Annotated in this window: 12 protein-coding genes; all 12 read left to right on the top strand. The window is 28.7% G+C overall.

Annotated features, from left to right (window positions below):
• Nucleotides 1–1259 precede the first annotated feature (1259 nt).
• The gene (gene mnmG / locus GFV14_RS00005; RefSeq protein ID WP_457914313.1) at nucleotides 1260–3149 is read left to right on the top strand and encodes a tRNA uridine-5-carboxymethylaminomethyl(34) synthesis enzyme MnmG; all 1890 of its coding nucleotides are present in this window, start codon (nucleotides 1260–1262) and stop codon (nucleotides 3147–3149) included.
• Between the two features lie 2 nt (nucleotides 3150–3151).
• Complete coding sequence (gene rsmG, locus GFV14_RS00010; RefSeq protein ID WP_457914314.1) at nucleotides 3152–3775, top strand: 16S rRNA (guanine(527)-N(7))-methyltransferase RsmG; 624 nt, start codon at nucleotides 3152–3154, stop codon at nucleotides 3773–3775.
• Between the two features lie 525 nt (nucleotides 3776–4300).
• On the top strand, nucleotides 4301–5098 hold the full coding sequence (gene atpB, locus GFV14_RS00015; RefSeq protein ID WP_457914315.1) for a F0F1 ATP synthase subunit A: 798 nt from the start codon (nucleotides 4301–4303) through the stop codon (nucleotides 5096–5098).
• A gap of 45 nt (nucleotides 5099–5143) precedes the next feature.
• The gene (atpE, locus tag GFV14_RS00020; protein ID WP_457914316.1) at nucleotides 5144–5386 is read left to right on the top strand and encodes a F0F1 ATP synthase subunit C; all 243 of its coding nucleotides are present in this window, start codon (nucleotides 5144–5146) and stop codon (nucleotides 5384–5386) included.
• 48 nt (nucleotides 5387–5434) lie between these two features.
• Nucleotides 5435–5905, top strand: coding sequence for a F0F1 ATP synthase subunit B (gene atpF / locus GFV14_RS00025; RefSeq protein WP_457914317.1), 471 nt, complete (start codon nucleotides 5435–5437; stop codon nucleotides 5903–5905).
• Nucleotides 5906–5915: 10 nt separating this feature from the next.
• A complete protein-coding gene (gene atpH / locus GFV14_RS00030; RefSeq protein ID WP_457914318.1) occupies nucleotides 5916–6449 on the top strand; it encodes a F0F1 ATP synthase subunit delta in 534 nt (177 codons plus the stop codon).
• 15 nt (nucleotides 6450–6464) lie between these two features.
• Nucleotides 6465–8006 (top strand): F0F1 ATP synthase subunit alpha, encoded by a 1542-nt coding sequence (gene atpA / locus GFV14_RS00035; RefSeq protein ID WP_457914319.1) that lies wholly within the window; start codon nucleotides 6465–6467, stop codon nucleotides 8004–8006.
• A 45-nt stretch (nucleotides 8007–8051) separates the two neighbouring features.
• Nucleotides 8052–8915, top strand: coding sequence for a F0F1 ATP synthase subunit gamma (gene atpG / locus GFV14_RS00040; RefSeq protein WP_457914320.1), 864 nt, complete (start codon nucleotides 8052–8054; stop codon nucleotides 8913–8915).
• A 34-nt stretch (nucleotides 8916–8949) separates the two neighbouring features.
• Nucleotides 8950–10356 carry a F0F1 ATP synthase subunit beta gene (gene atpD / locus GFV14_RS00045; RefSeq protein WP_457914321.1) on the top strand — a complete coding sequence of 469 codons (1407 nt, stop codon included), beginning with the start codon at nucleotides 8950–8952 and terminating at the stop codon, nucleotides 10354–10356.
• Nucleotides 10356–10778: a F0F1 ATP synthase subunit epsilon gene (locus GFV14_RS00050; protein ID WP_457914322.1), complete on the top strand. Its 423-nt coding sequence runs from the start codon at nucleotides 10356–10358 to the stop codon at nucleotides 10776–10778. The genes atpD and GFV14_RS00050 overlap by 1 nt, the downstream gene beginning before the upstream one ends.
• A gap of 351 nt (nucleotides 10779–11129) precedes the next feature.
• Nucleotides 11130–12503, top strand: a complete 1374-nt coding sequence (gene glmU / locus GFV14_RS00055) for a bifunctional UDP-N-acetylglucosamine diphosphorylase/glucosamine-1-phosphate N-acetyltransferase GlmU (RefSeq protein WP_457914323.1) — start codon at nucleotides 11130–11132, stop codon at nucleotides 12501–12503.
• Nucleotides 12504–12755: 252 nt separating this feature from the next.
• The gene (gene glmS / locus GFV14_RS00060) at nucleotides 12756–14588 is read left to right on the top strand and encodes a glutamine--fructose-6-phosphate transaminase (isomerizing) (RefSeq protein WP_457914324.1); all 1833 of its coding nucleotides are present in this window, start codon (nucleotides 12756–12758) and stop codon (nucleotides 14586–14588) included.
• The last annotated feature ends 2548 nt before the right edge of the window (nucleotides 14589–17136 follow it).

The raw sequence follows: 17136 nt of genomic DNA on the forward strand, positions 1-17136 counted from the left end.
ACAAATAATAGAACTTTTATTTTACTCTATCTTATAAACGCTACTAACTAAACTGAATATATAAACACATATTAATACAACTTAAAATGCAGGATAAAAGAATCAACAATACAGGAAAATACATAATATTAAATCATTGTAATAAATACTACGTTTCATGAATTACCTCTAAATAATATCACCAAGAAATAATTAATTAAGTAATAATCACTCAATAATTATATAAATTTAAATCCTTTAAATTATTAAAAATCTTTTAGAATGATTTAAAATCTATCATATTGACATATCTGTTAAAATAATAAAAATTTTTACATAATACCCATTAATTAATATTGCAATCAAGTTGAAGATTTGTCATTCAATAAACTAAACAAAAATACTTTACTGCATGTAAATTTATATTTATTCAATATTTTATATTACAATATATTTTAAAGATTATTAAAATGCATACACTTTATAACTCTTTTCCTATAAAAACTTACTATATTTTACTGTTAACATTTTTTTAAAAAAAAGTATCCACAATAGTAATCAACCTATCATATCAGATTTCAAAAAATCTATAGTTTAAAATTATGTCAAAAGCAATGTGAAGGCCGATAGCATTTTATGATTATTGATAAAACTAATTTTATAAACATTAATAGCATTTCTTTTTAAGGACTATTATGCATATAAAATTTTCCGATATTCAATGATATATTTAATTAAATATGTAAAATCATACCATACAATTTAATTAAAATAATATATATTCATAACTTACATAAAACAGTTTGAGCAATTTATCAAACTTTATACAATATTTTACGTTACAAATGATTATCTAATAATGGTATTTTTAATAAAACAAACGGACTTGTTATATATTATACAGTTACAAAATTACTAAATGTTCCATTTTTCTCAACGAGCCATAATATATTTAAATTCACAAACATTATCTCTGGATAACTCTGGTAATAACATGGTATTAACTTGTACTTATCTAGAGTAAAAATTGTTAGTAATTTTTTTCTGTGTATAAGTATTTAATTTAGTCCCAATTTATACGCAATAAAATCACGAGTCATGCACAGAATATCATTCTTTGTATTTTTATGATCTTTAAAGTGAATTTTTTGTTATCCACAGAAATGAACCATTTTAATAAAAGATCTAATAAAAGATCTTTAAATAAAAAATATTTTATATAAATTATATTAACATGCTCAACATAAAAATTCAGCATATCTCTTACATGAAGGTTGTATATGTTTTATTCAGAAAAATTTGATGTGATTATAATTGGTGGTGGTCATGCAGGCACTGAAGCGGCTATGGCATCTGCACGTATGGGGCGTCAAACTTTATTATTAACTCATAATATTGATACATTAGGTCAAATGTCCTGCAACCCAGCTATTGGTGGAATCGGTAAAGGACATTTAGTAAAAGAAATTGATGCTTTAGGTGGTTTAATGGCTACTGCAACCGATAAAGCGGGTATTCAGTTCAAAATACTGAATGCAAGGAAAGGACCAGCTGTTCGTGCAACACGAGCGCAAACTGACCGAATTCTTTATAAGCAAATAATAAGAACGGCATTAGAAAATCAACTAAATTTATTTATTTTTCAACAATCTGTCGAAGATTTAATTATAGAAAATTATACTGTAACAGGTGTTGTTACTCATTTAGGAGTAAAATTTAAAGCTAAATCAATAGTACTAACTGTCGGAACATTCTTAAATGGTAAAATCCATATTGGATTAAAAAATTATAGCGCTGGTCGAGCTGGTGATTCCCCTTCAGTGTTGCTTGCACAAAGATTAAAAGATTTACCTTTACGAATAAATCGGCTCAAAACAGGTACACCTCCTAGAATTGATTCTAGAACAATTGATTTTAATAAATTAGATCAACAGACTAGTGACGATCCGATACCTGTTTTCTCTTTTTTGGGTTCACAAGAACAGCATCCTAAACAAGTATCTTGTTATATTACATATACAAATGAAAAAACTCATAATATTATAAGAAAGAATTTAGATCGTAGTCCAATTTATATTGGAAATATCAAAGGTGTGGGTCCCCGTTATTGTCCTTCAATTGAAGATAAGGTTATACGTTTTTCTGATCGTAATAACCACCAAGTTTTTTTAGAACCAGAAGGATTAACAAGCAATGAAATTTATCCAAATGGAATTTCTACTAGTTTGCCATTTGATGTACAAGTACAAATGATTCATTCAATTAAAGGTATGGAAAATAGTAAAATTGTTCGAGCTGGTTATGCTATAGAATATGATTTTTTTGATCCTAGAGATCTAAAACAAACTTTAGAAAGCAAATTCATTAATGGATTATTCTTTGCTGGTCAAATTAATGGAACAACAGGTTATGAAGAAGCTGCTTCTCAAGGGCTTCTTGCTGGGTTAAATGCAGCTCGATATGCTTTTAATTTAAGCGGTTGGTACCCTCGCCGTGATCAAGCTTATATGGGAGTTCTCGTTGATGATTTATGCATTTTAGGTACAAAAGAACCCTATCGCATGTTTACCTCTCGTGCTGAATATCGATTAATCTTAAGAGAAGATAATGCCGATTTGCGTTTAACTGAAAAAGGTCGTGAACTAGGATTAGTTAACGATACTCGTTGGGCGCATATGAATAACAAAATAGAATTAATTGAAAAAGAACGTCAACGATTAAAAAATATTTGGGTTCACCCTAAATCAGAAAATTATAATGAAATAGATAAAATACTCTCTGTACCTCTTTCAAAAGAGGTAAATGGTGAGGAACTATTACGTCGCCCAGATATACATTACCAACAATTGACATCGTTAAACTATTTTTCACCAGGTATTTCTGATACACAAGTTACAGATCAGATTGAAATTCAAATTAAATATGAAGGTTATATTTTACGTCAAAAAGAAAAAATAAAACATCAATTAAAAAATGAAAATACTCAATTGCCTATCAATATTAATTATAAAGAATGTAAGGGTTTATCAAATGAAGCCATAACAAAACTAAACGAATTTAAACCAACATCTATTGGTCAAGCTTCACGTATTTCTGGAATCACTCCTGCTGCGATTTCTATTTTGCTTATTTGGTTAAAAAAACAACAAATTCTACTTAAGAATTCTTAAATATGACTTTACTCAATCAATTAACTCAATTATTAGCAACAATTAATGTAAACTTAACTGAAAAACAAAAACAACAGTTGGTCACTTATGTCAAGTTGCTTGTGAAATGGAATAAGATTTATAATCTAACCTCTGTTCATGACTCTTATCAAATACTAATACGCCATATTATGGATAGTATAGTAGTAAATAATCAATTAAACGGAACGTTATTTATCGATGTTGGTACCGGAGCGGGGTTACCTGGAATACCCTTAGCAATTATTCGCCCCCATTCTTATTTTGTTTTACTTGATAGTTTAGGGAAACGTATATGCTTTCTTAAGGAAGTTCAATATCAACTAAGATTACAAAATATTAATGTGATAAAATCGAAAGTTGAACAATACGAAATTGAGACAGGATTTGATGGAGTAATTAGCCGTGCATTTGCGTCACTGTATAAAATGTTGATTTTATGTCGTCATATTTTAAAACCTTGCGGTCACTTTTATGCACTAAAAGGAATCATACGAGATGAAGAAAAAGTAAATTTACCTACTGGTTTTTTTATTGAGTCAATAACAAAATTGATGATCCCTGAGCTAAATGAACAGCGTCATTTAATTATTTTATCTATGAAATAGATTTATATTTAATTACTCACTAATTAAATTTATTTTTCTAATATAATTTACTTATTTTCTTTCGTAATAAATATTGGAAAATAAATATTATTAATATAATTTTTAAAATGCATTTTGTTATAAAATAAGACTACTAAAGAAATTATCTTGACAATTTGTATTATGTTATTGTTGGTAAGTTGTTATGTAGATAAAATAGAAAAGATATTTTGTTTTTTTCAGCAAACGACTTTATTAAGTATTCAAGATTTTATTTGATATTATTATAATAATTTCAGAAGTAAGAAGAAAACAAACAGTTCCGCATTAACTTCTTCTTTACATTAGAAGAGAAACAGTTAATCATTGTAATGATTGTAGCTAAATTATGTATTTTTGTATCTTAAAAATATTAATAATACTATTAAATTTTAATTTATTTAGCTGTATTAAATATTTAAATTTTTACACTAACGATTTAAAATCGTTAATTGTTTTTAAACTATAAAAAATGTAACAGACATTATATATATATTAGGAAAAGTGATGACTAAAAACGAATATATAGGTCAACATTTGAGACATCTTCAATTAGATCTTCGTACCTTTAAGCTTATACAATCCCACGCTAGTCCTACGTTTTGGACATTAAATATTGATTCGTTGTTTTTTTCGGTAGTTGTTGGGTGTTTATTTCTCTGGTTATTTAGAATAATTGCAGTTAATGTGAGTAGTGGTATACCTGGTAAGTTACAAACCGCAATAGAATTGATTGTTAGTTTTGTTGACAATAAAGTGCGTGATATGTATCACGGTAAGAATAAGATTATTGCGCCTTTAGCATTAACTGTATTTGTCTGGATATTTTTAATGAATATTTTAGATTTATTTCCCATTGATTTTATTCCGTATATTAGTGAATATTATTTAGGGTTACCGGCTCTGCGTATAGTTCCAACTGCAGATCTAAATATCACTATGTCGATGGCTCTTGGGGTATTTGTCTTAATTCTTTTTTATAGTATCAAAATAAAGGGAATGAGTAAGTTTATGAAAGAGCTGACTCTTCAACCTTTCAATCATCCTATTTTTATTCCTATAAATTTGATTATTGAAGGAGTAACGTTTATATCAAAACCTATATCGTTGGGTTTACGATTATTTGGTAATATGTATGCGGGTGAATTAATCTTTATTCTTATTGCAGCTCTGTTTCCATGTTGGTCACAGTGGTTACTAAGTTTACCTTGGGCTATTTTTCATATATTAATTATTACACTACAAAGTTTTATATTTATGGTTTTAACTATTATTTATTTATCAATGGCATCTGAATCGCATTAATTAAACTATAAATAATTGTATTAACTAAAATAAATTGGAGATTTTATGGAAAATATAAATATAGATCTACTTTACATGGCTTCCACCATCATGATGGGTTTAGCAGCTGTAGGTGCTGCAATTGGTATTGGGATTTTAGGTGGTAAATTTTTAGAAGGTGCTGCTCGTCAGCCCGATTTAATTCCTCTTCTACGTACGCAGTTCTTTATTATCATAGGTCTTTTAGATGCTATTCCAATGATTACTGTTGGTCTTGGAATGTATATAATGTTCGTTGTTATTGGTTAATATTTAATATTTATAGCATAGTTATTAACTAGTAAGAGGCATTGTTTTATGAATCTAAACGCAACAATATTGGGTCAGGATATAGCGTTTATCCTATTTGTTTTATTTTGTATAAAATATGTATGGCCTCCAATTATAAAGACTATAGAAAACCGTCAGAAAGAAATAGCCGATGGTTTATTTTCTGCAGAGAGTGCTAAAAAAAACTTAGAATCAGCTCAAACCGATATAATTAACCAACTAAAAACAGCAAAACTTAATGCTGGTATCATTATTGAACAAGCAAATATGCAACGTAACAAAATGATTGAAAAAGCAAAAGTAGATGCTCAAATAGAACGTTTGAAAATTCTTAAGCAAGCTCAAACAGACATAGATTTTGAACGTAAGCGGATGTATGAAGAATTACGTAAACAAGTTACAATGCTTGCTATCGCAGCTGCCGAAAAGATTATTGAGCGTTCTATAAATGAAGAAATTAGTACTGATATTATCAATAAAGTAATATGTAAATTGTAAGGAGTAAAATATGCCTGAAATTGCTACAGTAGCTCGTCCTTACTCTAAAGCAATATTTAATTTTTCTTTAGAAAATCAGTCTTTTGAAAAAATAAAACATATGTTGATGTTTACTTCTAAAGTAATATGTAATAAGCATTTCAGTCATTTGCTATCTTATCATATTGTACCGGAAAAAATAGCTACAATATTAATCTCTATTTGTGGCGATAAAATTGATGAACATATGCGCAATTTTATTCGTATTATGGCTCAAAATAAGCGATTAGGTATATTACCCGAGGTTTTAAAACAGTTTACTAAATTGCATAAAAAACTGGAATTAATTATCGAAGTTGATATGATTTCTTCCACTAAATTAAATAAACAACAGTTAAAAAAAATATCCGCATTAATGGAAAAACACCTCTCATACAAAGTTAAGATGAACTATAAAATTGACAAATCTATTATTGCTGGAGTAATTATTCGTGCTGAAGACCTTGTTATCGATGGAAGTGTTCGAGGTCGCTTAGCTCGGTTAACTGACTTCTTGGAGTCTTGAAAGGGGATAGAATATATGCAACTGAACTCCACCGAAATCAGCGAACTGATTAAGCAGCGTATTGCTCAGTTTGATATTATGAGTAAAGCTCATAATGAAGGTACTATCATTTCTGTTAATGACGGGATTATTCGTATTCACGGCTTAGCTGAAGTTATGCAGGGTGAGATGATCGCATTGCATAAAAATCGTTATTCCATTGCATTAAATTTAGAACGTGATTCTGTTGGTGCTATTGTTTTGGGTCCTTACGCTGACTTAATAGAAGGCATGAAAGTAAAATGTACTGGTCGTGTTTTAGAAGTTCCAGTAGGTCACAAGTTGTTAGGACGTATCGTTAATGCTCTTGGTCAACCTATTGATGGTAAAGGGCACATTAAGAATGATGGTTTTTCTCCAATAGAAATGATTGCTCCAGGTGTTATTGAACGTCAATCAGTAAATCAACCAGTACAAACTGGTTATAAATCAATTGATGCACTTATTCCAATTGGTCGTGGTCAGCGTGAGCTTATTATAGGTGACCGTCAAACAGGTAAAACTGCTTTGGCAATCGATACAATCATTAACCAATGTGACTCTGGTATTAAATGTATTTATGTTTCTATTGGTCAAAAAGCCTCTACAATTGCTAACGTAGTTCGTAAACTCACTGAGCATGGTGCGTTAAGCAATACAATTGTTGTTGTCGCAACGGCATCAGAATCAGCATCTCTACAATACTTATCAGCTTACTCTGGCTGTGCTATGGGTGAATACTTCCGTGACCGTGGTGAAGATGCATTAATTGTTTATGATGACTTATCGAAACAAGCTGTTGCATACCGCCAAATTTCATTGTTGCTACGTCGTCCATCAGGACGTGAAGCTTATCCAGGTGATATTTTCTACTTACATTCACGTTTACTTGAACGTGCTGCTCGCGTAAATGTAAATTATGTTGAAAAATTTACTAAAGGTAAAGTTAAAAACCAAACTGGTTCATTAACAGCTCTACCTATAATTGAAACTCAAGGCGGTGATATCTCTGCATTCGTACCGACTAACGTGATTTCGATTACTGATGGTCAGATTTTCCTGGAATCTAGTTTATTTAATTCCGGTATTCGTCCGGCAGTTAATCCAGGAATTTCAGTATCTCGTGTTGGCGGTGCTGCTCAAACTAAAATTATCAAGATATTGTCTAGTGGTATACGTACTGCGCTTGCTCAATATCGTGAACTAGAAGCGTTTTCTCAGTTTGGTTCTGATCTTGATAATATAACTCGTAAACAGTTGAGTCATGGTCAAAAAGTAACTGAACTATTAAAACAGAAACAATACTCACCTATGTCCATAGCAGAGCAAGCCTTATCTCTCTTTGCTGTAGAACAGGGGTATTTAGAAGATATTGAATTAGAAAAAATTAGTTCATTTGAAACTGCATTGGTTTCCTATGCACTAGAAATGCATACTGATTTGATGAATCAAATTAATCATACTGGTCAGTATGATAATGAAATTTTAAGTAAATTACAACTACTTCTTGAATCATTTAAAACGACTCATTCCTGGTAATAACTAGGTAGTCTATTAAGCTATTTTAGTTGATAAGGACAAAAAATGGTCAGTACAAAAGAAATACGTTCTCAAATGGGTGGTGTGAAAAATACGCAAAAAATTACTAAAGCTATGGAAATGGTCGCTGCATCAAAAATGCGTAAATCACAGGAACGCATGGCCTCTAGTCGTCCTTATACAGAAAATATGCGTAGTGTTATTGATCACTTAACATTAGGTAATTTGGAATATAAACACATATATTTTGAAAAACGAAAGATTAAGTGTGTTGGATATATAGTTATTTCAACAGATCGTGGCCTATGTGGTAGTTTAAATGTTGCTTTATTTAAAAAACTGCTTACAGAAATGCATGCGTGGAGTAAAAAAAATGTTCAAATTGATTTGTCTTTAATTGGTTCTAAAGCAGTTTCATTTTTTAGAAATATTGGCGGAAATATAATTGCACAAGTTACTGGAATGAAAGACATACCAACACTTAAATATTTAATTGGACCAGTTAATTCAATGCTAAAAGCATACGACGAAGGGTGTTTAGATGAATTACACTTAGTCAGTAATAAGTTTGTTAATATAATGTATCAAGAACCAAATATTTTTCAAATACTGCCAATATTACCGAATAATAATAAAACATTGAAGAAAAAATATTGGGATTATATATATGAATATGACCCTAAAATATTATTGGATACCTTACTACGTCGCTATATTGAGTCGCAAGTTTATCAAAGTGTTATTGAAAATTTAGCTAGTGAGCAAGCTGCACGAATGGGAGCGATGAAAGCTGCTACTGATAATAGTCAAAACCTGATCAAAGAATTGCAATTAATTTACAACAAAGCTCGTCAAGCTAAAATTACCCAGGAGCTTATCGAAACTAGTTCAGGTGCTTTTTCCATTTAACTACTAAGTTTATTAATTAGATAGAGGATTCAAGATGATAACTGGAAAAATTATCCAGATAATCGGCGATGTTGTGGATGTTGAATTCCCTCAATATAACGCACCAAAAGTATATGATGCTCTTCAAGTTATGGATGGTAAAATAAAACTAACACTAGAAGTTCAGCAACAATTAGGTGGTGGTCTTGTGCGATGTATTGCAATGGGAGCATCAGATGGTTTGCATCGTGGTTTAAAAGTTCAAAGTTTAAATCATCAAATTACAGTTCCAGTTGGTAAAGCAACTCTTGGACGTATTATGAACGTTCTTGGTGAACCTATTGATATGAAAGGTGATATATGTACAGAAGAGTGTTGGCCCATTCATCGTGCAGCGCCAAGTTATGAAGAGTTATCCAGCTCAACAGAATTACTTGAGACCGGTATTAAAGTTATGGATTTAATTTGTCCTTTTTCAAAAGGTGGTAAAGTTGGATTATTTGGTGGTGCAGGTGTTGGTAAAACCGTCAATATGATGGAACTGATTCGTAATATTGCTACCGAACACTCAGGTTATTCGGTGTTTGCAGGTGTGGGTGAACGCACTCGTGAAGGTAATGATTTTTATCATGAAATGATTGATTCTAATGTTATAGATAAAGTATCATTAGTTTATGGACAAATGAATGAGCCACCAGGAAACCGTTTTCGAGTAGCGCTAACAGGCTTAACTATAGCAGAAAAATTTCGTGAAGAAGGTCGTGATGTTTTATTTTTTATCGATAATATATATCGTTACACACTTGCCGGTACAGAAATATCAGCTTTACTAGGTCGCATGCCATCAGCGGTGGGTTATCAACCAACGCTCGCAGAAGAAATGGGCATACTTCAAGAACGTATTACCTCTACTAAAACGGGTTCAATTACCTCTGTACAGGCTGTTTATGTTCCAGCAGATGACTTAACTGATCCATCACCAGCGACAACATTTTCTCATTTAGATGCAACCGTGGTTTTAAGCCGTCAAATCGCATCTTTAGGTATATACCCTGCAGTTGATCCTTTAGATTCCACTAGTCGTCAACTTGATCCTTTGATCGTTGGTCAAGAGCATTACGATGTGGCTCGTGGCGTTCAATGCATTCTTCAACGTTATCAAGAACTGAAAGATATTATTGCAATTTTAGGTATAGATGAATTATCAGAAAATGACAAAGTAGTTGTTGCTCGCGCCCGTAAGATTCAACGATTTTTGTCTCAACCATTTTTTGTTGCAGAAATCTTTACTGGTTCAGTAGGTAAATTTGTTTATCTGAAAGATACTATTCATGGTTTTTCTGGTATTCTTAATGGAGAATACGATCACTTACCAGAACAGGCATTTTACATGGTTGGTTCTATTGAAGAATCTATAGAAAAAGCAAAAAAAATGAATATAGTTGATAGGAAATTCATGTGATGACCGCATTAAACTATCAATTAACGGTTGTTAGTGCTGAAGAACAAATTTTTGACGGATTAGTACAAAAAATTCAGGTAACAGGTAGTGAAGGTGAATTAGGAATCTATCCTAATCATTCCCCATTGCTCACTTCTATAAAGCCAGGCATGGTATATATTATCAATCAATTGAGTGAAAAAGAAATAATTTATCTCTCTGGTGGCATTTTAGAAGTACAACCAAATAAAGTAATCATACTTGCAGATACAGCAATTCGTGGTAAATTTTTAGATGAAACGCGAGCTCTAGAATCTAAACGAAAAGCAAAAGATCGTATCTGTAAAGCAAATAATGATATTGATTATGCTCAAGCATCTGCAGAGCTTGCACAAGCACTCGCAAAACTTCATGTAATTAAATTAATACAAAAACTAATGTGAAGTAATATTAATAATAAAATTATTTATGTTTTAAGCACAGCCATGAACAGTTTAATCATTAGTATAGATATTATATTTTAATAATCATGAATATTCATTATTTATATGATGATAATTACGATACACAAACTAATTTTCATTAAATTAAAATCAAATATTAATAAATAAAATATTGAATAATATATATAAATATATAGGCAATTTAATCATCAAAGAATAGTTACCATGTATGTAATGAAAATATACAATTACAAGCTAGTTATTGTATAATAATTAATTTATTTTTAATACAACATCTAATTTTTATCAAAATAAGTTATTGCTATCTTCAGTGTGGAGTTTTAGGAAATTATGACCGTGCAAAGAAGAAGTGTTGTCATTCTTGCTGCTGGTAAGAGTGCTAGAATGTGTTCAAAATTACCAAAAGTTCTACATTTACTAGCAGGTAAACCAATAATTCAACATGTTATTGACACAGCTAAATTAATAGGAGCATCAAACATTTATTTGGTATATGGGTCTGGTGGTGATATGTTAAAAGAAAAATTAGGTAAACAAAAACTGAATTGGATTTTACAATCAAACCAGCTTGGAACAGGACACGCCATGAAACAAGCTGCACCAAGTTTTCAGAATGATGAAAGTATTATTATGTTGTATGGTGATGTTCCTTTAATTTCACAAAATACCTTAGAACGATTAATTTCGGTGAAACCTAAAAATGGTATTAGTTTATTAACAGCAACCTTAGATGATCCGACTGGTTATGGTCGTATTATTCGTAAAAACAAGAAAGTAGTGGGTATTATTGAACAAAAAGATGCATCGAAAGAACAATGTAATATCCAAGAAATTAATTCAGGAATTATAGTTGCAAGCGGTAATGATTTTAAACGATGGTTATCAAAATTGAATAATAATAATATACAAGGTGAATATTATATTACTGATATTATCGCACTAGCTCATGAAGAAGGGAATAGAATTAACACTATTCACCCTATTCATTTTAATGAAATCAGAGGTATTAATAACTGCGTTCAACTTGCAACTCTTGAACGTATTTACCAACAAGCGCAAGCTGAAAAATTATTACTTGCTGGAGTTGTATTAATTGACCCTACACGTTTTGATATTCGTGGTACGTTAAAACATGGGCAGGACATCGTTATTGATATTAATGTAATTATCATTGGTGATGTTACTTTAGGTAATAATGTACATATCCACTCTGGTTGTATTTTGAAAAATTGCGTGATTGGCGATAACTCAGTTATTAATTCGTATTCAATAATAGAAGACTCTCAATTATTGACGGATTGTACTGTTGGTCCTTTTGCACGTTTGCGACCGGGTGCGAATTTATCAGAGAAAACGCATGTAGGTAATTTTGTTGAAATAAAAAATACATTTCTTGGATTTAATTCTAAGGTTAGTCATTTAACATACTTAGGAGATGCGCAGATTGGTGAAAATGTAAATATTGGGGCAGGTACTATTACTTGTAATTATAATGGCTTAAATAAATACAAAACAGTTATTGGTGATAATGTATTTGTTGGCTCTGACACTCAATTTATTGCACCAGTATCTGTTGCTAATGGTGCAACAATTGGTGCTGGAACAACTGTTACACATGATATATATGAAAATGAACTAGTAATTAGTCGTATTAAGCAAGTACATATTAAAAATTGGCAACGTCCAATAAAAAATAAGATATAATATTAGAGTAGATTACATTATTTTATTAATATTAACATCTAAAAACTTTTAAATTTATATAAATAAACTAAAAATATTATAAGTAATTATACAATTTAGTTGTTGGTATCCGGTTAACAGTAATGGTATAACTTTAATTATAACGAATTGTAACCTTTATTTTCTACAACAATTTGACTGCAATTAAAATGTACAATGATAATATAGTAATCTTGTAAGGATTAATATCTTTCTATTTAGGAATAAAATAACATGTGTGGAATTGTAGGTGCTATCGCAAAACGTGATATCGCAGAAATTTTGATAGAAGGACTACGTCGCCTCGAATGTCGTGGTTATGATTCAGCAGGTATAGCTGTCATTAACTCTCAAGGTCATCTCCAGCGTTTACGATCAGTTGGTAACATTCAAATGCTAGTAGAAAAGGCAAAAACAAAATCACTAGTTGGTAGAGTAGGAATAGCACATACCCGTTGGGCAACACACGGTGTTCCTAGTGAAGAAAATGCTCATCCACATATTTCTGGTTTCATTTCTGTTGTTCATAATGGAATTATTGAAAATTATCTTGAGCTAAAAGAAAATTTAAAACAACTTGGCTATCTTTTCACTTCTGACACTGATACTGAAGTAATTGCGCATCTTGTTCATAATGAACAAAAATATGGAGGGAATTTACTTGAAGTTGTTCAACGTGTTACGCCTCAATTACGAGGCGCTTATGGTACGGTTATTATGGATAGTCGTATTCCTGAACTATTAGTAGCTGCTCGTTCTGGTAGTCCATTAGTTATTGGTGTTGGAATTGGAGAAAATTTTTTAGCGTCAGATCAACTGGCATTATTATCTGTGACTCAGCACTTTATCTATTTAGAAGAAGGAGATATCGCTGAGATTACTCACTGCTCTGTTCGTATTTTTGATAAACAATGTAAAATTGTTAAACGTGAACAAATTAAATCTAATATTCAATATAACGCAGGTGATAAAGGTATTTATTGTCATCATATGCAAAAAGAAATCTACGAGCAGCCAATGTCGATTAAAAATACCACTAAAGGTCGTTTAAGTAAAAATCATACTATTTATTTTAGTGAGTTAGATTCTTGTGTAGATCAGATTTTATCAAAAGTTGAACATATTCAAATTGTTGCTTGTGGTACTTCTTTTAATGCTGGTATGGTTTCCCGTTATTGGTTTGAATCTTTAGCAAATATTCCTTGTGATGTCGAAATAGCTTCTGAATATCGCTATCGTAATCCAGTTTATCGTAAAAATAGTTTAATAATTACTCTTTCACAATCAGGTGAAACAGCAGATACATTGGCTGCGTTACGTTTATCAAAAAAAATAGGATATTTAACTTCTTTAGCTATTTGTAATGTTACAGGTTCTTCATTGGTGCGTGAATCAGAATTTTCTTTGATGACAAAAGCAGGTATAGAAATTGGAGTTGCTTCAACTAAAGCTTTTACTACTCAATTAACTATTTTGTTGATGTTAGTAGCATATATAGGTCGTTTAAGAGGAGCCCCTCCTGAGCTTGAAAAAAATATAGTATATGCATTACTTACCCTGCCTGAACATATTGAAAATATATTATCTTATGATAAAGTTATTAAAGAACTGGCGAAACATTTTTCTGATAAAACTCATGCATTATTTCTTGGTCGTGGTGAGCAATTCCCTATTGCAGTTGAAGGCGCGTTGAAGTTAAAAGAAATTTCTTATATTCATGCAGAAGCTTATGCGGCAGGTGAGTTAAAACATGGACCATTAGCTTTAATTGATACTAATATGCCAGTAATCATCATTGCTCCGAGTAATAAATTATTAGAAAAAATAAAATCGAATATTGAAGAAGTTCGCGCGCGAGGTGGTTTATTGTATATCTTGACTGATCAAAATGCAGGTTTTGAGGAAAGAGATAATATGAAAATCATTTTATTTCCACACGTTGAAGAGTTAATTTCTCCTATTTTTTATACTATTCCATTGCAATTACTCTCTTATTATGTTTCTTTAATTAAAGGTACTAATGTTGATCAACCTCGTAATTTAGCTAAGTCGGTAACAGTTGAATAAATTCTTGATACACATTAGTATAATAATAAAATATATATAAAAATAATCATCTTTTAAGATGATTAGTTAATCTTAATGCAGATCAATAGCTATTAAATTTATTTTTATGATACTTTTTTAATTTTAGATAACTTAGATCGATCTATTATTTTAGTTTTAATAAGAGATGATTCAAAAAAAATATTTTTAGATTTTTTCTAAAAAATTTTATCTCTAATGAAGATTAGTTATTGTGTCTATTATTAAAATTATATTTGATATGTTGAAATACAAGCATACCTACAAATACTAATATTTTGAATATATTTTATATGATATTCATAAACTACACTAGTAGTAATTTATTTTTATATTTTACACTATATAGAAATGAAATACTTTATTACTAACAATAAAATTTTAAAAATACTAAATATTTAGGTATTGTTAGTTATTCAAAAAAAATCATTCAATTTATATGAATTAAATTATTTTGTAATTCTTATTTGTAATTTTACAATTAGTTTTCTATAGTTTTACTAAGAGAAAAATTCATCAAAGTTTTATCTTAGTTATAAAAATTTTTTACATTAATTTAATTCATCTTAACAATTTTATTGTTATACAAAAATCATGAAATATAAACATTATATTTTAGAAAAATAAAAAAATTTCAAAAATCTCTTTTAATGCACTAAAAGGATCATCTAAATAAATTATGTATATGAAGCGTGAATTTATTATATAAATAAATTCACGCTTCATATACATAATTAAAAACTTATATGAAGAATATAATATATTTATTAGTTACTGAAAATACTCAAAGTATACAACGAATACCACTGAGTGATTTTTTAAATTTTATTCTTTTATCATAATATTAGAAATAAAAATAGAAAATGAGATATTTACTGATTTTTTAAAATATTCAAATATTATACTTTTTTAGTTAAGTGCGTAACATTATTTTATTAAATAATTGAATAATATTAAATTAAGAGATAAAAGAATCAATATTAAATATTAAGTTTAATAAATTAATATAAATATTCTTCAATGTTTTTTTGATAAAGTAAAGAATTGTAGAAAAATATTATTTGAACAAAATAAATATAATCTTTCTAAAATCTTTACTTGTCGTAACAAAAGACTAAAAAGACTAAAAATTTTAACTAATATTCACAAACATGAACTTAAAATTTATATATGATACATCTTCTATATTAATATTAAAGTTATATAAATGTTAAAGTCTTAATTAAAGTTTAGAGAAATTTAATTTTTTATTAAAATGAATTTGATATTTTTAAATGTTATTAATTCCGAATGTAAAAGAAAATAGTTTTATCAAACATCCTAAGATCATCAAATAACTAATTAATTATCTTAGGATTTTATTTTTTCTAGAAAATTCATATACGATTTTATTTATAAGAAATTAATATTAATAGATAAAGAAAAGCATAAAAAATTTCATGAATGTTTATTATGTTACATTTATCAAAGCTTGAAAAGATAAATATAATTTATTAAAAATATTTTATGCATGTTCTTTTTTTAAATTTTAATAAAATATATAAAAATCACTTTTAAAATATTTTAATAGACTATCAATATAAATTTATTGAAAATATTAATTATATAAAAACAGTAAAATTGAATTTTATTGATAATATAATTAAAACTAACATTAAGAGTATAACCAATCATGACATAAAGGTAAATACAGGATAATATCTTATAAATAATCATAATATTCTAAAAGTATTTTCTGTCATAAATGATGAAATTTTCTCTGAAGAAAATATAATAATATATAAAATCTTAGTTTAATCTAAGTAATCATTACAATATAAAAAAGAAATTGAATTCATAAGTAGTAATATTTTATTTATTTTTCTTTTTTTTGATGATTGAGGAACATGAATATTTATATTTATCGGAATTTCAAAAGAACAAAACTAATATAAAATATAAAATATAAAATAAATAATTTTGAACGAGAATTAAAGTAAAGTATACTAAGTCAATTATATTAACTAGTGAAGAAAATATGGTTTAATATACATTAAAGATCATGATTAAATTTAAAATATAATCATCATAAAGTTTGATAGTGATAACTGAGATGATAAATTTTATTCTATAAAGATATGATGTTATCTATAATTAATACTGTGTAGTCTATATTAAAATATATATAAAAAATTAACGAATTTAATTGATATGTGATTTTTGGATAAAATAATATTTATTAATTGTACATGAATCATTTAATGGATATAATAAAATTATTAAAAAAATCAAAGATCTATGTAATTGTAGTAAAACTATTACATAATAATAGTATATTTTAATGATATGTATGATTAACAGAATTAATTATAAACATTTTTGTTTTATTCATATATGTATTTTACATGATATATAAGATAAAATTTTACATAATTAAATGAGTCTTTTGATAAAAAATTTTAAACAATTAATTCATGTTAATGAAAATAAAATTTAAAATATGATGTTCGAATTAGTGCAATAACTAAAATATTGATTATATTTAATGTAA

The sequence above is a fragment of the Candidatus Hartigia pinicola genome (genome assembly GCA_020541205.1).
Taxonomy (GTDB): Bacteria; Pseudomonadota; Gammaproteobacteria; order Enterobacterales; family Enterobacteriaceae; genus Hartigia; species Hartigia pinicola.